This window comes from Pseudomonas sp. TH39(2020), from assembly GCF_016650715.1.
GTDB lineage: Bacteria > Pseudomonadota > Gammaproteobacteria > Pseudomonadales > Pseudomonadaceae > Aquipseudomonas > Aquipseudomonas mandelii_C.
Genome location: NZ_JAEKFF010000008.1, coordinates 589342 through 614208, shown reverse-complemented (window position 1 = coordinate 614208; position 24867 = coordinate 589342). Strand labels below are relative to the sequence as shown.

Sequence of the window (24867 nt, the reverse complement as noted above, 5' to 3'; positions counted from 1 at the left end):
GCACACAGATGCCAGGGTTTGCACTCCGATTCACTTTTTGCCTGCCTTTCTACAACTATTCCAAGAGGAACAGACATGGCCGAACACACTGTTATCACCCCGTTGCCGGGAACCTTCTACCGCAAAGCCACCCCGGAATCGGCGAACTTCGTCGAGGTTGGCGCGCAGGTCAGCGCCGACACGGTGATTGGCCTGATCGAGGTCATGAAGCAGTTCTCCGAACTGACCGCCGGGACGGCCGGTCGCCTCAATGCCTTTTTGGTAGAAGACGGTGATCCGGTGGAGCCGGGTCAAGTCGTCGCAACACTCGACGACGAGTGAGGGCGCGATCATGACCCACGCCATTCATAAATTGCTGATCGCCAACCGTGGCGAGATCGCCGTGCGGATTATCCGCGCTGCCAAGGAACTGGGGATTCCCACCGTTGCCGCGTGCAGCGAGGCGGACGTCGATTCCCAGGCTGCGCGCATGGCCGATGAGGTGCACATTCTCGGCCCGGCCCGTGCCGACAAAAGTTACCTGAACGTCGAGGCCTTGCTCGGCGCCTTGAAAGCCACGGGCGCCAACGCAGTGCATCCCGGTTACGGCTTTCTGTCGGAGAACGCCGATTTCGCCGAAGCAGTGGTGGCTGCCGGCGCCATTTTCGTCGGCCCGAGCGCGGAGACGATCCGGCGCATGGGCGATAAAGCCGAGGCGCGGCGCACGGCGCAAGCCGCTGGCGTGCCGGTGGTGCCGGGTTCGCCGGGTGAACTGTTCGACGTTGAATCGGCGCTCAAGGCTGCCGAATCCGTTGGCTTCCCGCTGTTGATCAAAGCTTCGGCCGGTGGCGGCGGGCGCGGTATTCGGCTGGCGGAAAACGCCGAGCAACTGAGCGAAGAATTCCCCCGTTCCCAGCGCGAAGCCCAAGCGGCGTTTGGCAATGGCGCGGTGTACCTGGAGCGGTTTATCAGCCGGGCCCGGCATATTGAAGTGCAGGTGCTGGGCGACGGTCAGCACGCCGTGCATTTGTTTGAGCGCGAGTGTTCGCTGCAACGGCGCCGGCAGAAAATCTTCGAAGAAGCGCCGTCGCCAGTCCTCAGCCAGCAGCAACGGGAAACGCTGTGCGCCAGCGCCGTGCGCCTGACCGAATCCCTGGGCTACAAGGGCGCCGGCACCCTGGAATACCTGTATGACGATGCTACTGGTGAGTTCTTCTTTATCGAGATGAACACGCGGATTCAGGTGGAGCACCCGGTCAGCGAACTGATCACGGGCATCGACCTGGTCCAGGCCATGTTGCGCATCGCTGGCGGCGAGCCGCTGGGCTTCAAGCAAAGCGACATCCGACTCAACGGCGCCGCCCTGCAAATGCGCCTGAACGCCGAAGACCCGGCGCGGGATTTCTTCCCCAGCCCAGGCGTGGTCGAGGAACTGACCTGGCCGCAGGGCGAGGGCATCCGCGTCGACACACATCTGTATCAAGGCTACCGCGTGCCGCCGTACTATGACTCGCTGCTGGCGAAGTTGATTGTTCACGGTGCGGATCGCGCCGAAGCCCTGGCCCGTGCGCGGGTTGCGGTAAGGCGGACCACGCTCACCGGCATGGCCAGCACCTTGGCCTTGCACGGTGAACTGCTGGAACAACCGTGGCTGCACAGCGCCGACTTTCACACCGGCACCCTGGAAACCTGGCTGGCCGAGCGCTGCCGCGGAGGTGAAGCATGAGTACTCCCATCCGCTACAGCTTTGGCGCCGATGAGCATTTGTTTGCCGAAGTCAGCGACAGCATGTCCCTGGACGCGTTCTTCAAAGGTCTGGCCGTCACCCGCGCCGTGGAACGGCTGGCGCTGGATGGCGTGCTCGATATCTGCCTGGCTAACGCGTCATTCCAGATTCGTTTCGACCCGGATCGCATCGCCCCTCACACCTTGCTCGAAGCGGTAAAAATCGCCGAGGCCGGGGCCGTCGCCGAGCGCACGTTGCACACGCGGATTATCGAGATTCCCGTGCTCTACAACGACCCCTGGACCCACGAAACCCTGATGCGTTTTCGCGACCGCCATCAAGACCCGAGCGCCACGGACCTGGAATACGCCGCACGAATCAACGGTCTGGCCGACGTCGATGCATTCATCGCGGCCCACAGTGGCGCGCCGTGGTTTGTCTCGATGGTCGGCTTCGTTGCCGGGTTGCCATTCATGTTCCAGATGGTCGAGCGCGAGCGTCAGTTGCAGGTGCCCAAGTACCTGCGCCCGCGCACCGACACACCGAAATTGACCCTTGGTCACGGCGGTTGCTTTGGTTGCATTTACTCAGTGCGCGGCGCCGGCGGTTATCAGATGTTTGGTGTCACGCCCGCGCCGATCTACGACCCGCAACAGAACCTCGCGTACCTGAAAGAACACATGGTGTTTTTCCGTCCAGGCGACATCGTGCAGTTCAAACCGATGGACCGTGAAGCCTACGACCACGCGGTGGCCGAAGTGGAAGCCGGTTGCTTTGATCTGCGGATTCGGCCGGTGGAGTTTTCGCTGGACGCGTTCCTCGCCGATCCCGTTGGCTATCCCAAGTCGTTGCAGGAGGTGTTGGCATGATCAAGGTCCTCAAACCCGGCCTCGCCACTTCGGTACAAGACCTGGGCCGCGAAGGGTATTACCACTTGGGCATTCCGCCGTCCGGCGCGCTTGATCAATACGCCTTGAGCGCGGCCAATCAATTGGTCGGCAACCCGGCAGGTTTGGCGGCGCTGGAATGCACGCTGCTCGGGCCTGAGTTGGAGTTTCAGCAGGATGCATTGGTGGCGGTCAGCGGCGCGCACATGACGCCACGGGTCGATGGCGTGGAAATGCACCATGACACCGCGTTCACCGTGAAGGCCGGGCAAGTGCTGCGCTTTGACTTTCCCAAGGCTGGTGCCCGCGCTTATGTGGCGGTGGCCGGCGGTATTGATGTGCCGGTGGTGCTCGGCAGTCGCTCCACCTATGCGCTGGGCGCGCTCGGCGGTTTTCAGGGGCGACGCCTGATTGCAGGCGACGAATTGCCGGTGGGCATCGCCAGTGGCAAGAGCCGCGCCGGGGCCAGTTTGCCCATGGCGTTACGGCAATCATTGGGTGGCGAAATCACCCTGCGGGTGGTGCCCGGTTTGTACTACCACCGCTTGACCGAATCGGCTGCGAAGAGCTTTTTCGCTGAGCCGTGGACGGTCGGTTCGGAAGCCGACCGCATCGGCTATCGCTTCAAGGGCGGCAGCGCGCTGAGCTTTCAGCCCCGGGAGCAGCCGTTCGGCGCCGGTTCCGATCCGTCGAACATCGTCGACAGTTGTTACCCGATCGGCTCGATCCAGGTGCCCGCCGGGCTCGAACCCATCGTGCTGCACCGTGATGCGGTGTCCGGTGGCGGCTACGCGATGATTGGCACGGTGATCAGCGCCGACCTCGATTTGATCGGCCAGATGCAACCCAACCAGAAGGCCCGCTTTGTCGCGGTAACCCTCGAAGAGGCGCTGGAAGCGCGACGTTCCTATAAGAAAAAACTCAGCTGCCTGAGCAAGCTGTTCCCTTCCTGATTCTGCCCGCCGTCTAGCGCGGGCCATGCCAAACGGTACGCCAACGCCGCACTTCGGTGCGGTGACGGCTGCCCGCGCTTCAACCTTTGACTGGTTTTGGAGTTCACGCATATGCCTGCTTTATCGCAATCGAGTCAAACCGGGCAAGACCCGGCGCATCATCCTGTTCCCACCGAAGCGCGCATGGGCCGACTGTCCCTGACCATGGCCTGGTGGGCAGTGTGCAGTGCGATGTTTTACATCGTGGTGGGTGCTTCATTGGCGTTGTCGTTCGGTGCGCGCAATGCGCTGATCGGCATGGTCCTGTCGGTGATCAGTTATGGACTGGTCAACAGCGTGCTCAGCCGTTTTGCGATTCGCAGCGGCTTGTCGGTGGCGTTGTTTTCACGGCTATTGTTCGGCAGCACCGGGGCGTGCCTGGCGACGTTGATTTTCTTCTCGACCGCGATCTATTACGCGGTGTTCGAAGGTTCGGTGATCGCCGTCGCACTCAATCACCTGTACCCGGAACTGGTCTATCCGCTGGCGGCATTGGCGGTGGTGCTCTACAGCGTGCCGATGATCCTGGGCAGCGTGCAGCACTGGCTGGACAAGCTCAACGGCGTGTTGCTGCCGGTGTACCTCGGTGGTTTGCTGGTGGCGGTGGGGCTATCGATCAGCCGTTATGGCTACCAGCCGCAATGGCTGGATTTCGGCCCGGCAACGCCTAGTGCATTCGGCTGGTGGGATTGTTTTGTCGCCTACATGGGCGTCTGGGTGTTGATGCTGTTCACCTTCGACTATGCGCGTTTCGGCAAGCCTGAAGACGCCGAGTACCACGGTCGCTGGAACTTCGGCATGCCGTTCTACGCGGTGACGTTTCTGCTCAACGGCGCGGCGGGCATTTACCTGGTCAGCAGCATTCCCCACGAAGGCGCGCTGAACGAAGTCTCGGTGGTGATGGCGATTTTGCAGTTGATGGGCCTGTGGGGATTGCTGTTTGTCTGGGCCACGCAAACCCGGATCAACACCGCCAACTATTACTTGGCGACCCTGAACATGCAGGCGTTCTTTGGTCGATTTGGCCTTCGCGGTTCGTACCTGATGTGGGCAGTGGCGGTGGGGGTGATCGTCTACGGCTTGATGCTCGCGGACGTGTTTGCCTACATCCTCAAGGCGTTGGCCTATCAGGGGATTTTCGTGGTGGCCTGGGTGGGTGTGGCGTTGGCGCAGATTGTCTACGGACGCAGTGACGTGGCAGCGCTCGAACGGGCGGTCGCGTTTAACCCGGTGGGCTTGACGGCCTGGTTTGGCGCCACCGCATTGGGTCTTGCGTTGATGTTTTCCGGCGGCGACCTGAGCAGCTTTTCCGCGCCATCTACCGTGATAGTTGCATTTGCCTTGCAAGCAGGCTTATCCCATCGAAGCCGGTTGCGGTTACGGTTGGCAGACTAGAGTTTTGCAGTCACTCATCCCGTACCCGCCTGCTCTAACAAGGTAGAGCGGGCAATGGGAAGCTCATTACGAATTCGCTGATGGGTTTCCCGTGACTGCTTCTGGCCGATAGTTGTCTGTCAGGAAGGGCCGCAGGTCTCATACCGCGATTCTACAAACTGTCTTCTTTGTTGATAGATGACTGAAGAAACTCGTCGATCAGCGATGTAACCTGCTGTTGGATCACCCCACGCGAGCGAGCGCTGTCGCCATCCCGACAAATGATGCCATCGCCTGGTACATCTTCTTCGAGCAATACCTGCGCGCCAGGTTTGCACACCGACAAGAAACTGAAATGACTTGCGTCGCTGATTTCGACGTAACGGCTTGACGCCGCAGGCAGGCGTTTGGCCAGGTTGGCAGACTCCAACTCAGCGGGAAGCTCGCGCGACGGTACGCCGGCGGCGATCACCAGCGTTGGTACCGGCAGCGCGGCCAGGCTTTCATCGGTCATGCCCCGTGAAAGGCCCAGGTCCAAGGTAACCACAGCAGTGACGCGTTTATCGCGCAAATCGGCGGCCAACGCGGCCTTTGATTCTGAGGTGCTTGCAGGGTTTATCTTTCCATAGACGGTGCAACTTGCTAACTGCGGGTGGGCTTTGCAGTCATGGGCGAAGCGGTCTGGATCGAAACGAGCACCGGCGATCTCCAGGGCGGTCCAGCCGCCGAGTGAATGGCCCACTACTGCAATTCGGTCATTGGCGACCAAGCCGAATTTTTCAGGTTGAGTCGTGACCCCATCAATGGCTCGACGCACATCAATGGGCCGCTGCCATAACTGCGCCGCTGCTTGAGGGCTACGGTCATGAGTGGTGGTGCCAGGGTGATTGATTGCGGCGACGATGTAACCTCTATGAGCCAGAGCACTGGCAAGCCAGATCTGGTTGCTCCAGTTACCTCGGTACCCGTGGGAGAGCACCAACAATGGATGCTTGCCAGCAGCGGGCGGCGCGTCACGAACGGCAGAAGCCCCGACGAACACCACATCATCGCCAATCAATTGCGTGGCGGCGGTAGTTGCACTGGGGTACCAGACGACCATCTCCAGTGAGTGGTCATTGTGCGAGTCCGCCAGTGTGGAAGAGTGGAAGCCGACAGGGTTCTCGTCAGCGAGTGCGATGGTAGTCAGCCAGCTCAACAACAGGGCGCCAAAAGCTATTTTCAATGTCGTTTCTTCCTTGATTAGACAAGTGCATAGCAACCAGAACCCGCCGTTAGGCGAATCCACCTTCGTAGGGAGTCGAAGCTAATGTGGCGGTATATAAGCACGGACATTAAAGCCCATATTCGAACCGCCGCGCATAACTTTGATCGTTAACCTATTCGTGGTCTTTAGCGAGAAGGTTGAACTGGTAGCCGATCGACGAGGAAATCCACTAAAGTCTTCGCCCCTTCGGATCGGCGTGCCAACGGTAGTGACCTAAAGAAGCGACTAAATGTTGTGCTGGATCTCCAGCATCCTGAACGTCACTTTTCCGCCCTCGGTGGGATAGCCGGTGTTGTCCTGCACATACGCACCCGCTTTGAAATACAGTGGTTTGGTCTTCCAGCTCGGGTCGATGGTGGTTCTCCAGTTGTATCCTACTGCGCTGATGCCCAGCGCGCCCTTCGGGCTAAGGTGGATCTGGTAGGAAAAGTTGCTGTTGAGCGGCACCCCCGTCGCAATGGTAATGACCTGGCCTTCTTCATCGTCGGGACGCATGCGCACCTTGGCGACAATGTTTCCCGTCGAAGTCGACGTTTTGTACTGGTATTCCAGCTTCACCATGGGGTTGTTGCTGTCCTTGTTGTGAATCTGGCCAATCACGATCTTGCCGGTGCTCGGAACCTGATTGACGGTCAGACTCGCCCGCAGAATGTTATCCGCCGCTGAATACTGCCAGTTGCGCACCGTTCCATCGCTATAGGTTTCCCGCAACTCGCTGCGCGGGTAAATAGCGTTGGCCGTCCTGGAACCGGTCACAGGTGCCCAGAAGGAAAGGGTAGCGGCTTCAGAACTGAAATACTGGTCCTTGAAGCCTTGCGCCAATCGAGGCGTTTCTATGGTGGCCGGTGGGCTGCCTTCAGGGATGCTCAAATTCCAAGTGGCGAGGTCGATCATGTCAAGAATCCTGTATGCGGAGAAAGTTGCGGCCACAGTTGCGCTCGAACCTGCGCTATTGAGCTGTGTCAGTTGGGTCTGCTGATTAGGAAATCCGTATGGCGGTAGATTGACGTCAAATGTTCGTCGAGGTGTTTGGTGCAGGCTTTGTGCCTACGGGGGTTACCGTTAGTCGGCTATTTTGGAAATTGATGGAACTAATCCGGTTTGCTTAGCTGCTACAGCGAAGGGACCTAAGCCATCAGCGGTGAAGGGTCGGCCAGGACGAGTGCATGCACTGGACGAAGAACACGCGCAGAATCCGGTTCTAAATAACCGGCGCGCCGCGCCATAAAGACAGGAGACAGCTCATGAGCCACCGAAGCAATTTTGCGCTGTTGAGCTTTGATCCGGCGTTTGCGTCGTTGCGCGATGGCCTTTCGGTCGCTCAGCAGATTGACGACACACTCTGGGTGGCGAACGACGAAACCACGAGCCTGGAACGCCTGAAAATCCAGGATGCTGCGCCCGGCGGCGTCGTAATGTGCGACGAGCACCAATCGTTTCCGCTCCTGGAATATCTGGATCTGCCCATACCGAAACAAGACGCCGAGATCGATATCGAGGGTTTGGCCTATGTCCCTGACAGTGGTTACCTCTGGGTGGTGGGCTCCCATAGCCTGAAGCGCAAGAAGTCCGAGGCCGGCACTTCTGCACAGAAGAATATCAAGCGCCTGTCGACGGTAGAGGCGCACGGCAATCGTTTTCTGCTGGCCCGTATCCCTGTGGTGCAGCAGAACGACAGCTATGTACTCGCCAGGAAAGTGGATGCCGATGGACGTACAGCGGCGCAGCTGCAGGGCAACGAAGTCGGTAACGACCTGACCGCGGCCATTGCTGAAGATCCTCAGCTACGCGACTTCCTGCGTATCCCGGGTAAGGACAACGGCTTCGATATCGAAGGGTTGGTGATGATCGGCTCGCGCCTTCTGCTGGGGCTGCGTGGACCGGTGCTACGCGGCTGGGCCGTGTTGTTGGAGATCGAACCCGAGCTGACCGACGCCTCGTCTGACACGCTGGTGCTGAAGAAGATCGGTCCGGATGGGCGCCGCTACCGCAAACACTTCTTCGCGCTCAATGGCCTGGGCTTGCGTGACCTGTGCACTCGCGGTGACGATCTGCTGATCCTGGCGGGCCCCACCATGGAGCAGGACGGTCCGGTAACGGTCTTCCGCTGGCGCGGCGGTTTCGCGTCCGACGAGGAAAGCGTGGTCTTCACCGATCAATTGGAGAAGGTGCTGGAGGTGCCTTTCGGGCAAGGCAACGATCACGCTGAGGGCATGTGTCTGTTCCAATCGGGCGAGCAGCCTGGGGAGGTTCTGATGATCGTCTACGACTCTGCGGCGGAGAGTCGTAAACACGGCGATACGGATGTGGAAGGGGACCTGTTCATCCTGGATTAGCCACGCACATCGACGTCAACGCGGCCTGTAGATCAGTTTGTCTGAGGCTTCATTGTCTTCGGTGACTGGATGGCCCGGACCGCTTCTGGCCGAAAGTTGTCAGTTACGAATGACCCAGCCAAAGTCCCTCGAACCTCTTTTCACCTTTAGGTGAGTCGCCTTTACAGACGCATTCCCATCTCGAAAGCACGAGTCTCAAACCCGAACTCTGTGTACATGCGAGCAGCACGTGCATTGAACGGCCAGACGGACAACCTCAAGTCCTGAGCGTCATTTTCGATTGCCCAGTTTTTAACGAGCTGAATAAGCCTACGTCCAATACCTTTCCCCCAAAATTGCTCGGCAACACATATCGATCCGATGCGAACAACATTCAGCGGTTGCATCAGTGGCCCAGAGCTTGCCGACAGGCTGGCAGTAATGAAGGCTGCGGCCTGGTGACCGACATTCGCGATGAATACAACCTGACCCGGTTTCTCGAAAAGACCTGACCAGTGAGGAAGGTCGCGCGAAAAGTCTTGGGTGGCAGCCGCGTAAATATCGGGACGGGCAGCGTGGTGCACCGCGTTAAGCAATTGTCCCAACTCACAAATGCTCAATGCGTCTTCTACCGTTGCAGCTCGGTAAGTAATGGCTTCGTCCATGATGTGCAACTCTCCTTGATTATGTGGTGGTTCGCAGGGCTCCCGGTCTTTGTCTCATGGCAGGGATGATATTCCAATGGCTGCTTTGGGGCTGTGGATTCAACCGGTCGATGCAACAGATTGGCTAAATCCGCAGGCCGAAAGTAGCCATTCCGGACGCTCCTGCACGCAAGAGTGATCGCCATGCGTTGAAGGACTATCCATCAGTCATTTGATATGTCGGTAAACCTTTGTTGTACGGACCGAAAATCCTGCCCCCTCGTACAAGCGATGGGCAGATTCACGATCTGGGTTGGATGTTAAATCCAGTGTTTTCGCGCCGAGATCACGGCTTTTTTCTATTGCTGCTTCTATGAGTGCTTTACCGACCCCTTGACCTCGAGCACTGGCATCTACCACGACGTCTTCGATCCAAGCACGAACGCCTGTTGGAATACGAAAATGAATTAGGGTTAGCGCACCCAAAATGCTTCCTCCACTTGCTGCTCTCACGACAAATAAATGGGAGCACTCTGAATCCACGATCTGCTTCAAATCATCCATTGTCATCGCTTGAGCGTTTTTGGAAAGCTGTGGGAGAAGGTCATTCAAAGATCTGAGCAGTATAGGATCGGTTTCTTGAACCACCTCGACAATAGCGGATTGGTTTGTCATTAGAGATCCTCAAGTGAAAGGGGGGAAGCTTCAATGGTTCAATTCGACACACTACCTCAAAGGGTCTGCGAGTGACCGCTGGCCGATAACAGCCTCTCGCGAAGGGCGGCAATCGACCCTTTGTCGCCTCCCGCCTGATCACTCCTTTTACGGTCTCTACTTCTAGTTAGGCCCTGTACATACAGAGAGGAGCGCGCGATGAGCGACGAACAGGCGGCAGCTGAGACGAAAGGCGTTACGGTGAAGTTACTGGCAACGATTGACCTGGGTCCTGAGATCGAGGGTATGGCAGGGCGCCAACTCAGAATGCGCAGGGTGACCATCGAGCCCGGAGGCGTCTTCGGGCCGATTCACAACCATATCGACAGACCCGGCACCGTCTACATTCTGCAAGGAACGATCACTGACCATCGAAATGGAGTCGCCACGGATTATGGGCCGGGAGTGGGCTGGCCCGAGGACAGGAACACCACACACTGGCTTGAGAACAGAGGCACGATTGCGGCGGTGGAGATCTCGGTCGATATTGTCAGGCAAGAGTAAGCACGGGACCAAAAGGGACAGACGTATTTTGTAGTCGTGTCCCCTGGTCTCACTTGAACTGAGCAATCAGCCAATCCTTCAAGCGCCCACACGCCGGGTCCTCCGCCTTCTTCTCATTGATCATCAAATACTGAACCGCCTCCCTGAGCGTCAGCTCCTCTGGCACCGGCCGAACCAGGCGCCCCTGCTGTACCAGATGTCTCACCAAATGATCCCAGCCCAAGGCGAGCCCCTGATCATCCAGCGCCATTTGCACGAGAAGGCTGTAGTCGTTGCTGCTGAAATAGTGCGGGTTTTCCGAGGCCGGAATCTGTAGATCATGGGACTGGAAAGCGAACCACACATTCCAGTCGACCTGTTCTGACAGCTGGGAACGGCCATAAGGGTTCAGGTCCAGCAGGACGCTGTTGCGCATGCCCTCCAGGGTGCTGAGTTCTGGATGAGCCTCCAGATAACGAGGTGTGCACACGGGATAGACGACTTCATGAAACAAGGGTATTCGCAGATAGTCGGGGCGCAGATCACTGTTCTTGGTGATGAAGATATCCGGATTTATCCCGGGCTCCATCACCAGAAAATGCTGGGTGGTGATGACATTCAAATCGACATCGGGGTTGGCGCTGAAGAAGTCTTTCAGTCGGTGGGATAACCAAAGCGCCGATAAGGCGGGTGAGCAGCAAAGGGTCAGGGTGCGCTTATCGCTTTTTTCCCGGCGGATTCTTTCGGTTGCTTGAAAGATGTTGAGCAGGGACAGTTGTGCAGCGTCGAAGAGTGCGGTGCCCGACGCTGTCAGCCTGACTTCCCTCCCGGTACGTGTGAACAACTCCGTTCCCAAGTAGAGTTCAAGCTCGCGAATCTGACGGCTGATAGCCGCCTGTGTGACGCACAACGCCTCGGCGGCCCGGGTAAAGTTCCGATACTTGGCGGCGGCCACGAAGGATCTCATGGCCTTGAAGGACGGCATTGAGAGCAGGGCCTGATCAGGCTGGGAGCTTTTAGCCATAACAAAAACTACCTGTATTCTCGAAAAAAAAGTCGGTTCTGCCCATCGGGCTACGGGTCCACACTCTACCGCACGATGGGCTGCGGACCACGGGCCAGTCAACGGTCGATCAAACGGGTGGCGCAAACACAAAACAAGGAGACGAAATGCCGTACCAATCAGGAAGGGAAGCGTTCATGCAAGGTGTCCGGGCGCTCATTCCATTGAGTCCCGGAGTCGTTCCTTTCGGCTTGCTGACGGGGGTCATGGCGATCAACATGGGCCTGTCGCCCGGCACGACCATGGGCATGACGCTGCTGTTCTACTCTGGGTCCGCTCAGATGGTTGCGCTGCAACTGCTCCATACGGGCGTTGTGCCGCTGGCGATTGTGGTGACCGCCCTGGTCATCAACTTGCGCTTCATCATGTACAGCGCGTCACTGGCCCCCCATCTGCACCACTTGCCCCGGCGCTGGACGTGGCCGGTGTCCTACATGCTTTCTGACCAGTCCTACGCACTGTTCAGTCTCAAGCTTTCCTCTGGCGAACTGGGTCAATTCGCTCACCACTACTATGCCGGCACCGCCGCTGCCATGTGGCTGACCTGGCAATTGTCGGTATTGGCGGGCATCTACCTGGGCGCAAGCATCCCCGAAACCTGGTCATTGAGCTTTGCCATACCGCTTTCTTTTCTGGCGCTTCTGGTTCCCGGCATACGCAGCGCGGCGAGCCTGGCCGCCGCCTCGGTCGGCGGGTTGCTCGCCGTGGTTGCGGTGAATATGCCCTACAACCTTGGACTGGTAACCGCTTCCATCGGCGGTGTCATCGCGGGTCTGTTGATCGAGAGCATTCGCAAACGCCCATTGAGCGATGCGCTGACCCATGACGTCGAGAGGGAGACACCATGAGTGATCTAGCCTTGTGGGGGATGTTCCTGGCGGTCGGTTTGGGAACCTTCGCCATGCGTCTTTCCTTTGTCGAACTGTATGGCCGGTTGCGCATCCCGTCAGTGCTGAGTCGGGCCTTGCTTTACGTACCGGCGAGTGTGCTGGCGGCCCTTGTACTGCCCGCCGTGGTGTACCCCAACGGGCAGGGGGAATTCGTGTTGAATAACCCCCAGATACCCGCCGCCATTATTGCGGCCTGGGTCGCTTGGCAGACTCGCAATACGCTCCTGACGCTGGCGGTCGGGATGGGAGGGCTGTGGCTATTCAAGTATGTCGGTTTGTAATGAATCGATGTGCAGCCGGGGGGCCTGAAGCGTCAGCGACAAACTGTCTGCCAGGCGCCTGGCCTGCTGAGTCGCGTCCTCACGCGCGCGTCGATCAACGTCTTCCCCCAGGATGGTTTTCTCCACAATCACCGAATGCACATCCGTGACGCCGATAAATTTCAGCCAGGCTTCCACGTAAGGCTTCTGGAAGTCGAAGCGCTCCGCCGGTGTGCTCGACTGCGCCGAAAAATCCAGACCGCGGGCGTACATCACCACGGCGAGTTTGTTGTGCAGCATGCCTTCCAGACCGCGTTCCGGGTCAACGCTGAACAGGATGTCTTTCTGCGATACCAGGTCGATGAAGTGCTTGAGTTTGTACGGGATGCTGAAATTCCACAGCGGTACGGACATCACGAGCACATCCGCGCGGTGCAGGTGACTGGCCAACGCTTTTAACGTGTTCCAGGCATCTTGTTGTGCGGGGGTCAATGGCGTGCCATTGAGCCCGGCGTATTTGGCTTCCATGGCCAGATCATCGAATTCCGGCAGCGCCAGGTTCCAGAGGTCGAGGGTGATGATTTCGGTGTCCGGGGTGTTGGCTTGATAACGCGCAATGAAGCTGCGGGCGACTTCAAGGGAAGCCGAACGCTGCTTGCGGGGAGAACACTGAATATGGAGAAGAGTCGTCATGGCACACCTCGAATGATGGGGGGCAGGGCAGGTGGGAGCATTGCAACATAGTTGGATTTGAAATATAAATCGTAAATTACTACTCGATTGATCACGAATAAAACTATGTTTGATGCTCTGCTACTCAAGACATTTGTCACCGTCGTCGATGAAGACGGTTTCAGCCGTGCAGCCGAGAAGCTGCACCTGACTCAGTCGGCGGTCAGTGGCCATGTGCGCCGATTGGAAGAACAGATTGGTAAACCCCTGTTGACGCGCACCACCCGTTCCCAGCAATTGACGGCCGATGGCGAGCGCCTGGTCTCTTATGCGCGCACAATCCTTGCGCTGAACCGTGATGCCTGGACAGACCTGACACGCACGCCGTTTCACGGGCGACTGCGGATCGGGGTGTCCGAAGATTTTGTCGAGTCTCGATTACTGCGCACTGTTCAGGATTTCGCAGCGCAGTACCCCGGCATGAAGATCGAAGTGCAGGTGAACATTCCGGGTACGTTACTGGCGCTGATGAAGCAAGGGCATCTGGAGGTCGTCATCGGTTCGCTGTGCGAAACCAGCGAAACGGGGCTGTTGCTATGGCAAGAACCGCTGGTGTGGGCCTGGTCGGCGCAACCCGTCGCCCGGTTACCCACGCCGTTGCCGCTGGCCCTGTTCCCCGAGCCGTGCCCTTATCGCGAGGCCGCGCTGACGAGGCTGGCACAGGCGGGGATCGCCCAACGCACGGCGATGTTGTGCAGCAGCACCGCCGGGTTACGGGCGGCAGCCCTGGCAGGCTTCGCGGTAGCGCCCATGCCACTCAGTCAGTTGGGGCATGGATTGGCGGTTGTTGGGGCTGAACAAGGGTTGCCGGATTTGCCGGATGCGCAATGTCGGCTGTTCACCTCGCCTGACGCGGATCAGGCGATTGTGGCAGCGGTCACTCAGCTGATTGTGGAGTATTGCTCTACGCGCAGGGCTTGATTGTCATTTCGAGGGGCTGCTTGAACGTCTCGGGTATGCGGTCTTTGCATTCCTGAGGGAAGGTCATCCGTCTGTTGGATGCTGGGAACCACTTTGATCATGGACACAAAAAACGGGCGCCTTGATGGCGCCCGTTTTTACTTACTCCTTCACCTGCGCTCGCAAGCGCCGGCCGATCACGTCCATCAAGTCACAACCGTCGCGTAACGGAATGGCCAGCAGTTTGGAGAAGTCCGACAGCACCACCGTGTCGCAACCGAGTTCGCCGCGGTAGGCGATGTTCTCCAGCACCTGCGTGACCGTGCGGATGCGGTAATCGGCCATGGCTTGCAGGACGTCGAGTGGGGCTTGGGTGTCGATGAGCAGGGAGGCCGGGATCAGGTCGATTCCGGTTAGGGGCATGTATCTTTCCATAGGTGAAACTCCGAATCAGATTAATGGGGGCTGATCCGATCTGCAGGTCGCCAAACCTGGTCGCAGGGTGGGCGACGCGTGGACTATAGGTTTTATCGCTTTATGGGGGATATGAGTGATTTCCGAGGTTGCTGTAGGACCGGTATGGAAAGAAGGCGTGATATTGGAGAGCACTTAGACTCCCAGCATCGCGGTCGTTCAAGGCAGGCAGCGTTCGCCCAAAGTAGCCTTTGGCGAACGGCCGGTATCGGCCGAGGCTGTGTAAAAACGTTTTTGAGCGCGACAGGTACTCAAAACTGGACTGGAACTCGCGCTTCTACGCGAAATCCACATCTGCTGACGTGCCGATAAATTTCAGATTTAACGTAGACGCGCACACTTCAATTTTGGCGAAGCGTTTTTACACACTCTGGGCTAGAAGCGGACGTTCGGCCCATGGTTACTTTTAGCCGAAAGTGGTCATTTTTCCTCGGCACCATGTAGATTTACCGAAATCGCTCTTCCATATGGTGAACACCTTCTCAATCGATTCTGTCATGGCATACTGCACTGATCCCACAGATTCGGCTAGAACATGGACATTGATGGTTTCGCGCAGTGCCTCACATATATCCAAGCTACAACAGTGAAAACTTCGGTGGATAAGTTTTTACCGCTGGCGGGTACGATTGTCGGTGCTGGTCTGGCTTTTGGTCTAAATTACTTTTCGACAACACGTAAAGAGGCAAAGACGAAGGTTGCGAAGAAGAGTTGTTGCGAAGAGGATATTCACGAACTCATGCACATATGTAAGCATACGCTGGGAAGTCTCCTTGAAATATGCGAAACAATAGCCACGAAAAATCGTCCAGCTGGACACGACCTGCCCTCAGCAGTGAGTTTGCCGCTATTGGATAAATATTATTCCGAAATAGCCCACACATTCAGCGTCGATCAGCGGTACTGGATTAAGCTTGTTTTTAGACATGTAGATGATATAAACAAGGATCTCGACCTGCTGATAAGACATGAAGCAAAAACTTCATTATTTCGGATTTCTTTACTGGTGATTAACTTGGAGGTCTGTCTGCTTGAAGTTTACAAGCGGTGCTATTGCATAATGCATGATAATAAATTCGAATTTTCAGAGCATGATGAGGCTCTTGCCGAGTTGGGCATGGATCAAGAACGAATAGTGTGGTTAAGCATGTTGAAGTCAAACGCTGAGAAAGCTAACTCGGTTTTAAGCCTGCCCAATACATAGCGTAGGGATAAATTGAGCTTCGTAAGTTAGTGTGACCACATTGCACGGCACAACGAGGTGAAGTCGAATATTCGTTCCTCGCCTTAAACTTTTGGCAAATAAAGAAACTCGTCGAAAATATGCATAAATTTTTCAGTTTCTTTCGCGTAGGTAGTGCAAAGATATTCGATGACTTGCGCTTCCGTCATAAGCTTATTTCTCGTTACATGTTTATACAATTTCTTATTATCGAGCCCTTGTACTTTACCTATCGCATTCTCTAAAAAACCTGAACCTCCATAATAGTCTGAGTGTAATTGTTTTTCGACGCTTTCGAATGGGATGCAGTACACATTTTTATAGTTTTTGACATGTTTTTCTTTCGCTTGGTCGCCATCAAGAATAGAAATTACGTTTTTCTGGTCAGCAAAAAATTCTTCTTTTGCATTTCTGCTCATCAAATCGACAACACCACTCCCGCCTCCAATATATATAATCTTATATTGAAAATGTGTTTTAGGATGGTGTTTTCCAAGTAGATGCTCTAGAAGTTTCTGGAGCAAGTCATCCTCAGTAAGAATATACCTGTCCCATCCTTTAAATCCGAAGAGGATGCTTTTCACGTAGCTATAAGAAGCCGGAATTGGTCGAACACAAGTAGAATCATCAAGCAAATAAAAAATCTCGTCATCGTTGAGTGTTTTCATCAACGCTAGAGAGTGCGTCGTAAATAAAATATTTACTTTGTAGGTAGCGCAAAATGATCGTAGCTTTGTTGCTAATCTAGTTTGGGCCGCTGCATCTAATGATATATCGATTTCGTCAATCACGATAAGTTTGCAGCGATTTTTTATTTTTCTGTAAACGCTAATAAGAAGATATTCGCCAGAACTCAAATAATCTTCGCGTATATACCTGCTCTCTTCCAAGAGAACGCAGTAATATAGGTTGCGCTTTACTTTTATTTGGACCAGATTATTAAATTTTGTGGTGGAATATATATAGTTTAGAAACTCAATTAGCTCCGCAGGGCCTTCGTGTGTTCCCATTACAATGTTGCTTCGGATATCGGGGTCGGCTTTTGTCAGTGTTTGAAAAAAACTAAATCGCTGACCGTATGGCATCGGCAACTCTACATCAATATTGTTTTTTATAATATCTGGTATGACGTCTTTTGAGTTTAAGCTCCGAATGCCCGGATCATAGGTGAACGTGAAAGGGATTTCGTCGACTAAGTATTTTATATGACTATCGGCACGAAATATGCCTGGTTGTGATGTTTGAGCAAAGGTGTCGGCAAACCTTAAATTCTGTATTGCTTTAATTAGCGTAGTTTTGCCTATGCCATTCTTCCCTATTAAACACGTCAGCTTATTTAAGCTTAGATCAATATCAAATCTCAAAATGGACACATGTTGAATGTTATTGATTTCGATCTCAATTTTCATAGGGACTTCACCGACCCGCGCACAAACATATCAACCACAGATGCGCCATATTTTTTGCGAAGTTTGTTGAGGTAAACCTTATCCGTTGTGTTGATGTAGTTTAAATACCCAGACACTTTGGCGAGCGCAGTCGCACTGTCGGCTTCAATCTTATCTAAAAATTTTTGTTTATCTTTTGTGAAAAAATGCAATAACACTTCAATATCGGCCTTCAACTTCGAATCTATCGTGATGGTGCCGTTCGGCAAAATCATCATTCCGAGTATTTTAAGTTTGTTACCTGCAGAGCTGTATTTTGTTTTGGATGAATTAATAGATAGATGACCCTCAAATTGCCGATAAAGAACTTCTGCTATTATTTCACCTGTCCCGTACAGTTTTTTATCACCCCCAGAAATTATGATGTCATCTGAGTAGCGCGTATATATTAATCCGCTCTCCTCACAGTAACGCTCCACTTCATTATCAAAGTGCAGTAAGCATGCATTGCTAATTAAAGGCGATGTTGAAAAGCCCACCGGCAGTTTGTTAGAAACGGTGCAGATCTCGATAATTCTGTCGACATATAAAAGTACGTCGGTAATAGGCATTCTATCAATGCTGGCTATTATGCTACCTTTGACAAAATCGCTGCGAATACTTCCAAAAAAATTATTCAGATCTGTTTGATAAAAGTGCTTGCTGTGAGCGTGTTTTTTTACTGCGTCAGCTACATTCATTCCTTTTCTATAGGAATATACGCAATTCTCATTAAACTCGAGCCATTGAAATACAAATAGATTGAGAAATTTATGGTAGATTTTTAGTGTCTGATCAGCTTCGTATACATTTTTTTTATTAAGGTCAAGCTTTCTGAATTTTTCGGAAATATCACCTGACTTAAAATCTTCAAAATCATACTTACCATGGTACATAGCTTCAAATGCAGATTTAAAGTCTCTATTAACCATTTATCAATCTCTGATTAGATTCAACAAATATCACGGCAACGCGACCCAGAACGGTTACATGTCGCACAAGAAAAAATTGGTGCGAATTAATGTCACGTAATATCAATGCTGACGAGCCGAGTATTCGGAGTTTTATATCGAGGCGAGGTAGAGCGACAATAAAAAAGAGAAGATGCGGAAGGGAGCAAACTTTACAATTCGCATGGCCACCCTGCTCAAACGATAACCTAGCAGGGAGGCCATACAAACGTAACATGGATCAAGACCTCTAGAGGTCAGCTTAACGACTGGAGATACCCCTAGTCACTGACATAGAGGCATAGTAAGGCCTACAGAACAAAAAAACAACCGCTGGGATTTTATGTGGAAATATGATTTATTCCGCTGATTTAGATGAATATTTTTATTTGTGAGGGGGGCTGCAGTGTCGCCTCTGCTGCATCCAACCTCTACATACGAGGAAGCCGTCGCACCACGATTGGGTCTACTGCTCTATTGAAGCCCTGGAGAGTCTTAGATAGCAAGAGACTATGGGGAACGGAATGCTACTTCGCCACGGCCTATCGTCACCATGGCTACTGACCGCGGTGGACGGTAGGCCCATACAGACGTTTTCAGTTCCCACTAATTACGCAATCAAGCGGAAGGGCTGCTTTTGGCCCAGAGTGTGTAAAAACGCTTCGCCAAAATTGCAGTGTGCGCGACTACGTTAAATCTGAAATTTATCGGCACGTCAGCAGATGTGGATTTTACGTAGAAGCGCGATTTCCAGTCCGGTTTTAAGTACCTGTCGCGCTGAAAAACGTTTTTACACAGTCTCGGCCGAAACCAGACTCTCTGCGAAATCGAATCGGGTAGTGCCCAGTCCCCTAGCGTAGAATTTCCAAAACACGAGCCCACCCCGAGACGGACCCTCAATGCAAACCCCCGCCACCCAACACCCCCTCTGGAAAACCTACCTCCTTTTCCTGGCCCCCATGGTCCTCTCCAATTTCCTCCAATCCATGTCGGGCACCATCAACAGCATCTACATCGGCCAAATGCTCGGCACTCAAGCCCTGGCTGCCGTGTCCGGCATGTTCCCCATCGTCTTCTTCTTCATCGCCCTGGTCATCGGCCTCGGCGCGGGTGCGGGTGTGCTCATCGGCCAAGCCTGGGGCGCGCGTGAACCGCATCTGGTGAAAACCATCGCCGGCACAACCTTGCTGTTAGGCGCAATGATCGGCCTGACAGCGGCAGTACTCGGCAGCGTATTCGCAAGGCCAGCGTTGCAGGGTTTGGGGACCCCGGTCGACGTTATCGACGACGCCGTGTCCTACGCCCACGTGATGATGTGGATCATGCCGTCGCTGTTGGTGTACGTGCTGTTCACCCAGCTGCTGCGCGGGGTGAGCGATACGGTGTCGCCGCTGATTGCGTTGGTGGTGTCGACGTGTATCGGGTTGGCGCTGACGCCGGCGTTGATTCGGGGTTGGTTCGGGTTGCCGATGATGGGGATTCAGAGTGCGGCGTATGCGGGGTTGGCGGGTAATTTGTCGGCGATGGGGTGGCTGGCGTGGCGGTTGATTCGCAAGGGGCATCCGTTGGCGCCGGATCGGGAGATGTTTGCGGCGATGCGCCTGGACCTGGTGATTCTCGGCAAGGTGTTGCGCATCGGGTTGCCGACCGGGTTGCAGATGGTGGTGTTGTCGGTGTCGGAGCTGGTGATTCTGGCGCTGGTGAATCAGCACGGTTCGCAGGCGACGGCGGCGTATGGCGCGGTGACGCAGATCGTCAATTACGTGCAGTTTCCGGCGCTGTCGATTGCGATTACGGCGTCGATTCTCGGTGCTCAGGCGATTGGGGCAGGGCGGCTTGAGCGCATGGGGCCGATTCTGCGCACGGGGCTGTTGATCAATGTGTGCCTGACCGGTGGGTTGGTGGTGTTGGGTTATCTGTTGTCGCACTGGTTGCTGGGGTTGTTCCTCACGGATGATTCCACCCGGGCGAAGGCGGAGCATCTGTTGCACATCATGCTGTGGAGTCTGTTGGTGTTTGGCTTCCAGGCGATTGTTGGCGGCATCATGCGCGCCAGCGGTTCGGTACTGGTGCCGATGGCGATATCGATTTTTTGTGTGGTCGGGGTGCAGTTGCCGGTGGCGTATGTGCTGGACGGGCACTTCGGGTTGCAGGGGGTGTGGATGGCGTTTCCGGTGGCGTACCTGGGGATGCTGGCGTTGCAGACGGCGTATTACAAAATGGTCTGGCAGCATCAGAAGATTGAGCGGTTGGTGTAGGCGGGCGGGAGGTAACGGTGCTGAGCATGCAGATGATTAAAGTAGACGGTAACGGTCTGGATCAGCTCCGTGATGCGCTGACCCGAGCGAATTTGCCCTGCGACGATGTCAGTGAACCAGGCCGGCAGTTTTACCGTTTCGAAGTGGCGGGGAAATGGGTGGCTTTTGGAGGGCTGGAGGGTTCGGCTCCCGACCTGTTGCTTCGCTCCATGGTGGTGTGTGATGAGCGTCGTGGAAAAGGTTTGGGCAAACAAGTGCTGCTTGCACTGGAGCAGTGTGCGGCCTCCCAAGGTGTGCTTCGACTGCATTTGTTGACGCAAGGGGCTGCCGGTTTTTTCGCAGCCAATGGCTACGAACGGTTCGACAGGCATGAGGCGCCTGGCGCTATCAACCAGACAGCCCAGTTCGAACATTTATGCCCGGCGTCTGCGAGTTATCTAAGAAAAACGTTAAGTGCATCTCAAAACGACAACTTCGACCCCAGGTAAGCATTGGCACTGGCGATGTCGTCATCCCCCAATGCACCGACATCGGCAGCCAGCCGCAGTTTGGCCGGCAGGTAACGTAATGTGGCCTCGAACACTGCCACACCGTACTCGGCCTGATACTCGCCCTGGCGATACTCGGCCATTTTCTGCTTATTGAAGAGTGGTTGGCGTAGCTGCGGGGTTGCGCCTCGCGAGTTGTAGTTCAGGTCGTTGGTGTGACTGTTGCTGAAAAAATCCGGCTGCTTTTGCGTGCCGTTGATGTGGTTGTCGAAAGCGGTGATGCCGATTTTCGGCAGCAGCCCGGATTGACCAATTGCGCGGTTTTCCAGTGCTGCATCTCTTTCGTACCCGGCAGAAAGGTAGGTCGGGCCTTGGAACTGTATCAAGTTCCAAGACTCGCGCAGGTCAGCGCCGCCACCGACTGAGCCAGGCACAGCAAAGTGGTGAAACCAACAAAACAACGGTCGCCGCTCACGTCACTGCTCCTTGAACGCACTGTTGACGCGGTCCAGCAGCGGCTTCAACAGGTAGCTGAGCATGTTGCGCTCACCGGTCTTGATGGTGACCGAGGCGGGCATTCCCGCACGTATATGGTTGCTGCCCAGCATGGCCATGCCGGCTGGCGTCACTTCGATCTGTGCCAGGTAATAGGGCTGTTTGTTGTCGTCGCTGACCAGGCGGTCGGCGGAGATGGTCAGCACCTGCCCCGGGACGTTCGGCGTCTGCACGTGGTTGAACGCGGGGAAGGAAATCATCACCGGCAACCCTGGGGTCATGCGGTCGATGGCCTGGACGGGAATCATCGCGTCGATTTGCAACGGTTCATGGGCCGGGACGATTTCCATGATCTTGAATCCGGGAGCGATGACGCCGCCGATGGTCGACACGTTCAAACCCTGGACCATGCCGTCGATGGGCGAGCGAATGACTGTGTGACGCACCTGATAGTCCAGTGCCTGCAAGCGGTCGGTGAGGGCGCTGTTTTCTTTCTGCACATCGGCCAGCAGCGACTGCACTTCCTTGCGATAGTCGAACTTGCGCTGAAGGATGCGCAGCTTGATATCGGTGACCTGGCCCCGCACCCTGGCAATGTTGTTGAGGTTGTCGGCTTGCGAGGCGTTGAGGTCAGACCCGGTGCGTTCGAGTTCGAGCATACGGTTGCGGGGTACATAGCCTTCGGCGGCGAGTTGGCGGACCCCGACGAGCTCCTGATTGAGAAACCCGAGTTGCTCCGAGCGGGCGCTGTAGATGTGCTGCAAACCCTTGATCTGTGCTTCGGCGGAGTTGAGCGACTCACGCAGGATGCCAATCTCGCCCTCAAGGCTGGTACGGCGCGTGACGAATAGATCACGTTGCAGGTTGATGGCGTCGTTCAGGTGATCGTTGCCGGCGTAGCGCTGTAACATGGCGGGGTCGAAGACCACATCGGCGGCACCATCGCGTTCGGCTTCCAGGCGGTTTTCCATTGCTTTGGTGGCGATGTACTGCGCGTTCACCACCCCTTGTTCCGAGCGTGCCTGGGTGGCGTCAAGCCGCACCAGTTCCTGATCCTTGCTGACGCCGTCGCCTTCGCGCACCAGAATCGCTTCGACACTGCCGCCGGTGAGGTGCTGGATGGCTTTTCGGTTGCTGGTGATCTTCACCGTGGCGGTGGCGACGATGCCGGCGTCCAGCGGTGCCAGCCATGACCAGAGCAGAAATCCGCCAAATCCGAGGATCACCAGCATCACGCCCAAACGTGCCGGGCGATGGTCGTCGACATCGATATTGGCCGCTGCGCGCACCAACTCCTGGCTACGCGGATCGAGACTCAAGGCGCCCATTTATTCTCTCCCGCGAACAGCTGACAGGGTCGGTGCGCCCACCGTCGGTACGCTGGTTTGACGCAGTGCAGCAAACACTTCGTCCCTGGGGCCGAACAATTGGGTGCTGCCTTCACGCAGCATCAGGACTTTGTCGACGGTGCCGAGGATGCTCGGGCGGTGGCTGATCAGCACCGTGGTGCAACCCCGGGATTTGAGGTCTTCAAGTACCTCGATGAGGGCTTTTTCCCCGGCGTCGTCGAGGTTGGCGTTCGGTTCATCCAGCACGATGATCGACGGCTCGCCGTACAAGGCACGGGCCAGGCCAATGCGCTGACGCTGTCCACCGGACAGCGGGTTGCCGTCGATATCCAGCGTCGTGTCATAACCTTGGGCAAAGCGCAGGATCATGTCGTGCACGCCGGCCCGCTTGGCCGCCACGATCACCGCGTCGCTGTCGACCTCGCCGAAGCGGGCGATGTTGTCGGCGATAGTGCCTTCGAACAATTCCACGTCTTGGGGCAGGTAACCGACCCAGGGGCCGAGTTCTTCTTTGTTCCACAGGTAGACGTCCACACCGTCTAGCCGCACCTTGCCACTTTGTGCCGGCCAGATACCCACCAGCAGTCGTGCCAGGGTTGATTTGCCCGACGCGGACGGGCCGATGATGCCCAGGGATTCGCCCGGCGACAGGTTGAAGTGCGGCCCGTGAATAATCGATTGGCTCATGCCCGGTGCGCCGGCGTGCAGGTGCTCAACCGAGAGCATGCCCAATGGCCGTTGCAGCTTCATCGCATCGGCCCGGGGTGGAAATGCTTGCAGCAGTTGCTTGAGCCGCGACCAGGCGCGACGGCTGGTCAGCAGTTGCTTCCAGGCGCCGATCAGTTGTTCCACCGGCGCCAGCGCGCGGCCGCTGAGGATTGAGCACGCGATCATCATGCCCGGTGTAATCGAGCCTTCGATGGCCAGCAGGGCGCCGGTGCCGAGGATCAGCGATTGCAGCGTGATCCGCACGAAACGCCCGAGCCCACTGATGTAGGCGGCACGGTCGGAGGCCAGGGTTTGCATCTCCAGAATCCGCAGGTGGCTGCCGAACCAGCGTTGGGTGATCGCTGGCAACATGCCCATCGCCTCGATGACTTCGGCGTTGCGTAGATTGTTGTTGGCAAAGGTGCCCGAGATTTGTGACGCCTGATTCGCCTCGTTCAACGGTTTTTTGGTGGCGATTTCCGTGAGCCAGGTCAGGGATACCAGAATCAGCGAGCCGCACAGGGTGACGATTCCGAGCAGAGGGTGGATCAGGTAGGCGACGAACAGGTATATGGGGGTCCAGGGCGCATCGAAGAACGCAAATAACCCGTTGCCGGTCAGAAACTGCCGTACCTGTGCAAGGTCCTGCAGGGCCTGGGCCGGGTTGCCGCCGGCGCGCTGTAAGTTGCGTTCGAACGCGGCGGTGAAGACCCGACGGTTCAGGGCCATGTCCAGTCGGTTGCCGACCCGGATCAGCACCCGTGTGCGGACCACTTCGAGCATCGCCAGCAAGGTGTACAAACCGATCATCAGAAGGGTCAGCATCAGCAGCGTGGTGACGTTGCTGCTGACCAGCGCCCGGTCATACACCTGCAGCATGTAGATGGCTGGCGCCAGCATCAGCACGTTGATCACGCCACTGAATCCGGCCAGCGAATAGAACATATGGCGCAGCCGAAAAAACACGTCGGCAAACTCGGATCGCGGGTGGGGTTTCTTGTCCATCGGGAGGTTCCAATGCCGTGGTTTTATGTACCTCAGCGTAGGAGAGCGACTGTTGGTCGGAAGAGGGGCTGGGCCGGGTTTTATGTTGGAGATGTTTTTTTGGCGGTTTTTACTACGTTAAAAAACAATGGGTTGGCGAGTGGTTTTTCATGATGTTGTGATGATGACGGCTTGTTGACGAGTGAAATTCGTCCGACCTAAGTCTAATTATCGACCTTCAACCCCCCGGCTTAGCCGACCGGGGACCAACGTGCGGTGGGGTTAC

25 protein-coding genes are annotated in these 24867 nt (G+C 55.8%); 13 read left to right on the top strand and 12 right to left on the bottom strand.

What is annotated here, in order from left to right:
• Positions 1–75 precede the first annotated feature (75 nt).
• From JFU47_RS31140 to JFU47_RS31120, 5 genes are all read left to right on the top strand, one after another.
• Positions 76–321: an acetyl-CoA carboxylase gene (locus tag JFU47_RS31140; protein WP_201188127.1), complete on the top strand. Its 246-nt coding sequence runs from the start codon at positions 76–78 to the stop codon at positions 319–321.
• A 10-nt stretch (positions 322–331) separates the two neighbouring features.
• Entirely contained in the window at positions 332–1705 is a 1374-nt protein-coding gene (locus JFU47_RS31135; RefSeq protein ID WP_201188125.1) for an acetyl-CoA carboxylase biotin carboxylase subunit, read from the top strand.
• Positions 1702–2574 (top strand): 5-oxoprolinase subunit B family protein, encoded by an 873-nt coding sequence (locus JFU47_RS31130; RefSeq protein WP_201188123.1) that lies wholly within the window; start codon positions 1702–1704, stop codon positions 2572–2574. Before JFU47_RS31135 ends, JFU47_RS31130 begins: the two co-directional genes overlap by 4 nt.
• Positions 2571–3545, top strand: coding sequence for a 5-oxoprolinase subunit C family protein (locus JFU47_RS31125; RefSeq protein WP_103315990.1), 975 nt, complete (start codon positions 2571–2573; stop codon positions 3543–3545). Before JFU47_RS31130 ends, JFU47_RS31125 begins: the two co-directional genes overlap by 4 nt.
• Positions 3546–3656: 111 nt before the next feature.
• Positions 3657–4979: a purine-cytosine permease family protein gene (locus tag JFU47_RS31120; RefSeq protein ID WP_201188121.1), complete on the top strand. Its 1323-nt coding sequence runs from the start codon at positions 3657–3659 to the stop codon at positions 4977–4979.
• A gap of 151 nt (positions 4980–5130) precedes the next feature.
• Here the strand turns inward: JFU47_RS31120 and JFU47_RS31115 are convergent, their stop codons facing one another.
• Both JFU47_RS31115 and JFU47_RS31110 read right to left on the bottom strand, forming a co-directional pair.
• Positions 5131–6183 (bottom strand): alpha/beta hydrolase family protein, encoded by a 1053-nt coding sequence (locus JFU47_RS31115; RefSeq protein WP_201188536.1) that lies wholly within the window; start codon positions 6181–6183, stop codon positions 5131–5133.
• 267 nt (positions 6184–6450) lie between these two features.
• The gene (locus JFU47_RS31110; RefSeq protein WP_201188119.1) at positions 6451–7119 is read right to left on the bottom strand and encodes a polysaccharide lyase family 7 protein; all 669 of its coding nucleotides are present in this window, start codon (positions 7117–7119) and stop codon (positions 6451–6453) included.
• A 350-nt stretch (positions 7120–7469) separates the two neighbouring features.
• Between JFU47_RS31110 and JFU47_RS31105 the strand changes: the two genes are divergently transcribed.
• A complete protein-coding gene (locus JFU47_RS31105; RefSeq protein ID WP_201188117.1) occupies positions 7470–8561 on the top strand; it encodes a DUF3616 domain-containing protein in 1092 nt (363 codons plus the stop codon).
• A 161-nt stretch (positions 8562–8722) separates the two neighbouring features.
• Here the strand turns inward: JFU47_RS31105 and JFU47_RS31100 are convergent, their stop codons facing one another.
• The gene (locus JFU47_RS31100; RefSeq protein ID WP_123366404.1) at positions 8723–9205 is read right to left on the bottom strand and encodes a GNAT family N-acetyltransferase; all 483 of its coding nucleotides are present in this window, start codon (positions 9203–9205) and stop codon (positions 8723–8725) included.
• Between the two features lie 207 nt (positions 9206–9412).
• Positions 9413–9859 (bottom strand): GNAT family N-acetyltransferase, encoded by a 447-nt coding sequence (locus tag JFU47_RS31095; protein WP_201188115.1) that lies wholly within the window; start codon positions 9857–9859, stop codon positions 9413–9415.
• A 198-nt stretch (positions 9860–10057) separates the two neighbouring features.
• On the opposite strand from JFU47_RS31095, the gene JFU47_RS31090 reads away from it, so the two are divergent.
• On the top strand, positions 10058–10402 hold the full coding sequence (locus JFU47_RS31090; protein ID WP_201188113.1) for a cupin domain-containing protein: 345 nt from the start codon (positions 10058–10060) through the stop codon (positions 10400–10402).
• A 49-nt stretch (positions 10403–10451) separates the two neighbouring features.
• Here the strand turns inward: JFU47_RS31090 and JFU47_RS31085 are convergent, their stop codons facing one another.
• A complete protein-coding gene (locus JFU47_RS31085) occupies positions 10452–11405 on the bottom strand; it encodes a LysR family transcriptional regulator (RefSeq protein ID WP_201188535.1) in 954 nt (317 codons plus the stop codon).
• Between the two features lie 146 nt (positions 11406–11551).
• Between JFU47_RS31085 and JFU47_RS31080 the strand changes: the two genes are divergently transcribed.
• Complete coding sequence (locus JFU47_RS31080) at positions 11552–12292, top strand: AzlC family ABC transporter permease (protein WP_201188111.1); 741 nt, start codon at positions 11552–11554, stop codon at positions 12290–12292.
• On the top strand, positions 12289–12615 hold the full coding sequence (locus JFU47_RS31075) for an AzlD domain-containing protein (RefSeq protein ID WP_201188109.1): 327 nt from the start codon (positions 12289–12291) through the stop codon (positions 12613–12615). Before JFU47_RS31080 ends, JFU47_RS31075 begins: the two co-directional genes overlap by 4 nt.
• On the opposite strand, the gene JFU47_RS31070 is transcribed toward JFU47_RS31075, so the two are convergent.
• Positions 12592–13287: an FMN-dependent NADH-azoreductase gene (locus JFU47_RS31070; protein WP_201188107.1), complete on the bottom strand. Its 696-nt coding sequence runs from the start codon at positions 13285–13287 to the stop codon at positions 12592–12594. The two genes, JFU47_RS31075 and JFU47_RS31070, sit on opposite strands and share 24 nt — an antisense overlap.
• A gap of 105 nt (positions 13288–13392) precedes the next feature.
• On the opposite strand from JFU47_RS31070, the gene JFU47_RS31065 reads away from it, so the two are divergent.
• Positions 13393–14247 carry a LysR substrate-binding domain-containing protein gene (locus JFU47_RS31065; RefSeq protein ID WP_201188105.1) on the top strand — a complete coding sequence of 285 codons (855 nt, stop codon included), beginning with the start codon at positions 13393–13395 and terminating at the stop codon, positions 14245–14247.
• A gap of 141 nt (positions 14248–14388) precedes the next feature.
• Here the strand turns inward: JFU47_RS31065 and JFU47_RS31060 are convergent, their stop codons facing one another.
• Positions 14389–14661: a hypothetical protein gene (locus tag JFU47_RS31060; protein ID WP_134098894.1), complete on the bottom strand. Its 273-nt coding sequence runs from the start codon at positions 14659–14661 to the stop codon at positions 14389–14391.
• Between the two features lie 574 nt (positions 14662–15235).
• Between JFU47_RS31060 and JFU47_RS31055 the strand changes: the two genes are divergently transcribed.
• Positions 15236–15904: a hypothetical protein gene (locus JFU47_RS31055; RefSeq protein WP_201188102.1), complete on the top strand. Its 669-nt coding sequence runs from the start codon at positions 15236–15238 to the stop codon at positions 15902–15904.
• Between the two features lie 83 nt (positions 15905–15987).
• Here the strand turns inward: JFU47_RS31055 and JFU47_RS31050 are convergent, their stop codons facing one another.
• Together JFU47_RS31050 and JFU47_RS31045 are read right to left on the bottom strand one after the other, a co-directional pair.
• Positions 15988–17331, bottom strand: coding sequence for an AAA family ATPase (locus JFU47_RS31050; RefSeq protein ID WP_201188100.1), 1344 nt, complete (start codon positions 17329–17331; stop codon positions 15988–15990).
• Positions 17328–18281 (bottom strand): reverse transcriptase family protein, encoded by a 954-nt coding sequence (locus JFU47_RS31045; protein WP_201188098.1) that lies wholly within the window; start codon positions 18279–18281, stop codon positions 17328–17330. Before JFU47_RS31045 ends, JFU47_RS31050 begins: the two co-directional genes overlap by 4 nt.
• 917 nt (positions 18282–19198) lie before the next feature.
• On the opposite strand from JFU47_RS31045, the gene JFU47_RS31040 reads away from it, so the two are divergent.
• Both JFU47_RS31040 and arsN2 read left to right on the top strand, forming a co-directional pair.
• Positions 19199–20557 carry an MATE family efflux transporter gene (locus tag JFU47_RS31040; protein WP_201188096.1) on the top strand — a complete coding sequence of 453 codons (1359 nt, stop codon included), beginning with the start codon at positions 19199–19201 and terminating at the stop codon, positions 20555–20557.
• Positions 20558–20583: 26 nt separating this feature from the next.
• Positions 20584–21045, top strand: a complete 462-nt coding sequence (gene arsN2 / locus JFU47_RS31035) for an arsenic resistance N-acetyltransferase ArsN2 (RefSeq protein WP_201188094.1) — start codon at positions 20584–20586, stop codon at positions 21043–21045.
• Here arsN2 and JFU47_RS31030 read toward each other — a convergent pair.
• From JFU47_RS31030 to JFU47_RS31020, 3 genes are all read right to left on the bottom strand, one after another.
• Positions 21018–21431: a TolC family protein gene (locus JFU47_RS31030; protein ID WP_201188092.1), complete on the bottom strand. Its 414-nt coding sequence runs from the start codon at positions 21429–21431 to the stop codon at positions 21018–21020. The two genes, arsN2 and JFU47_RS31030, sit on opposite strands and share 28 nt — an antisense overlap.
• 90 nt (positions 21432–21521) lie before the next feature.
• Positions 21522–22868 (bottom strand): HlyD family type I secretion periplasmic adaptor subunit, encoded by a 1347-nt coding sequence (locus JFU47_RS31025; RefSeq protein WP_201188090.1) that lies wholly within the window; start codon positions 22866–22868, stop codon positions 21522–21524.
• Entirely contained in the window at positions 22869–24602 is a 1734-nt protein-coding gene (locus JFU47_RS31020; protein WP_201188088.1) for a type I secretion system permease/ATPase, read from the bottom strand.
• Positions 24603–24867: the final 265 nt, after the last annotated feature.

Excerpts from the sequence above, each read along its gene's own strand:
- JFU47_RS31100 (WP_123366404.1), bottom strand. The coding sequence starts at position 9,205 with ATGGACGAAGCCATTACTTACCGAGCTGCAACGGTAGAAGACGCATTG.
- JFU47_RS31125 (WP_103315990.1), top strand. The coding sequence starts at position 2,571 with ATGATCAAGGTCCTCAAACCCGGCCTCGCCACTTCGGTACAAGACCTG.
- JFU47_RS31120 (WP_201188121.1), top strand. The coding sequence starts at position 3,657 with ATGCCTGCTTTATCGCAATCGAGTCAAACCGGGCAAGACCCGGCGCAT.
- JFU47_RS31050 (WP_201188100.1), bottom strand. The coding sequence starts at position 17,331 with ATGAAAATTGAGATCGAAATCAATAACATTCAACATGTGTCCATTTTG.
- JFU47_RS31130 (WP_201188123.1), top strand. The coding sequence starts at position 1,702 with ATGAGTACTCCCATCCGCTACAGCTTTGGCGCCGATGAGCATTTGTTT.
- JFU47_RS31045 (WP_201188098.1), bottom strand. The coding sequence starts at position 18,281 with ATGGTTAATAGAGACTTTAAATCTGCATTTGAAGCTATGTACCATGGT.
- JFU47_RS31140 (WP_201188127.1), top strand. The coding sequence starts at position 76 with ATGGCCGAACACACTGTTATCACCCCGTTGCCGGGAACCTTCTACCGC.
- JFU47_RS31060 (WP_134098894.1), bottom strand. The coding sequence starts at position 14,661 with ATGGAAAGATACATGCCCCTAACCGGAATCGACCTGATCCCGGCCTCC.
- JFU47_RS31075 (WP_201188109.1), top strand. The coding sequence starts at position 12,289 with ATGAGTGATCTAGCCTTGTGGGGGATGTTCCTGGCGGTCGGTTTGGGA.
- JFU47_RS31095 (WP_201188115.1), bottom strand. The coding sequence starts at position 9,859 with ATGACAAACCAATCCGCTATTGTCGAGGTGGTTCAAGAAACCGATCCT.
- JFU47_RS31040 (WP_201188096.1), top strand. The coding sequence starts at position 19,199 with ATGCAAACCCCCGCCACCCAACACCCCCTCTGGAAAACCTACCTCCTT.
- JFU47_RS31080 (WP_201188111.1), top strand. The coding sequence starts at position 11,552 with ATGCCGTACCAATCAGGAAGGGAAGCGTTCATGCAAGGTGTCCGGGCG.
- JFU47_RS31025 (WP_201188090.1), bottom strand. The coding sequence starts at position 22,868 with ATGGGCGCCTTGAGTCTCGATCCGCGTAGCCAGGAGTTGGTGCGCGCA.
- JFU47_RS31070 (WP_201188107.1), bottom strand. The coding sequence starts at position 13,287 with ATGACGACTCTTCTCCATATTCAGTGTTCTCCCCGCAAGCAGCGTTCG.
- arsN2 (WP_201188094.1), top strand. The coding sequence starts at position 20,584 with ATGCAGATGATTAAAGTAGACGGTAACGGTCTGGATCAGCTCCGTGAT.
- JFU47_RS31020 (WP_201188088.1), bottom strand. The coding sequence starts at position 24,602 with ATGGACAAGAAACCCCACCCGCGATCCGAGTTTGCCGACGTGTTTTTT.
- JFU47_RS31055 (WP_201188102.1), top strand. The coding sequence starts at position 15,236 with ATGGACATTGATGGTTTCGCGCAGTGCCTCACATATATCCAAGCTACA.
- JFU47_RS31105 (WP_201188117.1), top strand. The coding sequence starts at position 7,470 with ATGAGCCACCGAAGCAATTTTGCGCTGTTGAGCTTTGATCCGGCGTTT.
- JFU47_RS31110 (WP_201188119.1), bottom strand. The coding sequence starts at position 7,119 with ATGATCGACCTCGCCACTTGGAATTTGAGCATCCCTGAAGGCAGCCCA.
- JFU47_RS31065 (WP_201188105.1), top strand. The coding sequence starts at position 13,393 with ATGTTTGATGCTCTGCTACTCAAGACATTTGTCACCGTCGTCGATGAA.
- JFU47_RS31085 (WP_201188535.1), bottom strand. The coding sequence starts at position 11,405 with ATGGCTAAAAGCTCCCAGCCTGATCAGGCCCTGCTCTCAATGCCGTCC.
- JFU47_RS31090 (WP_201188113.1), top strand. The coding sequence starts at position 10,058 with ATGAGCGACGAACAGGCGGCAGCTGAGACGAAAGGCGTTACGGTGAAG.
- JFU47_RS31135 (WP_201188125.1), top strand. The coding sequence starts at position 332 with ATGACCCACGCCATTCATAAATTGCTGATCGCCAACCGTGGCGAGATC.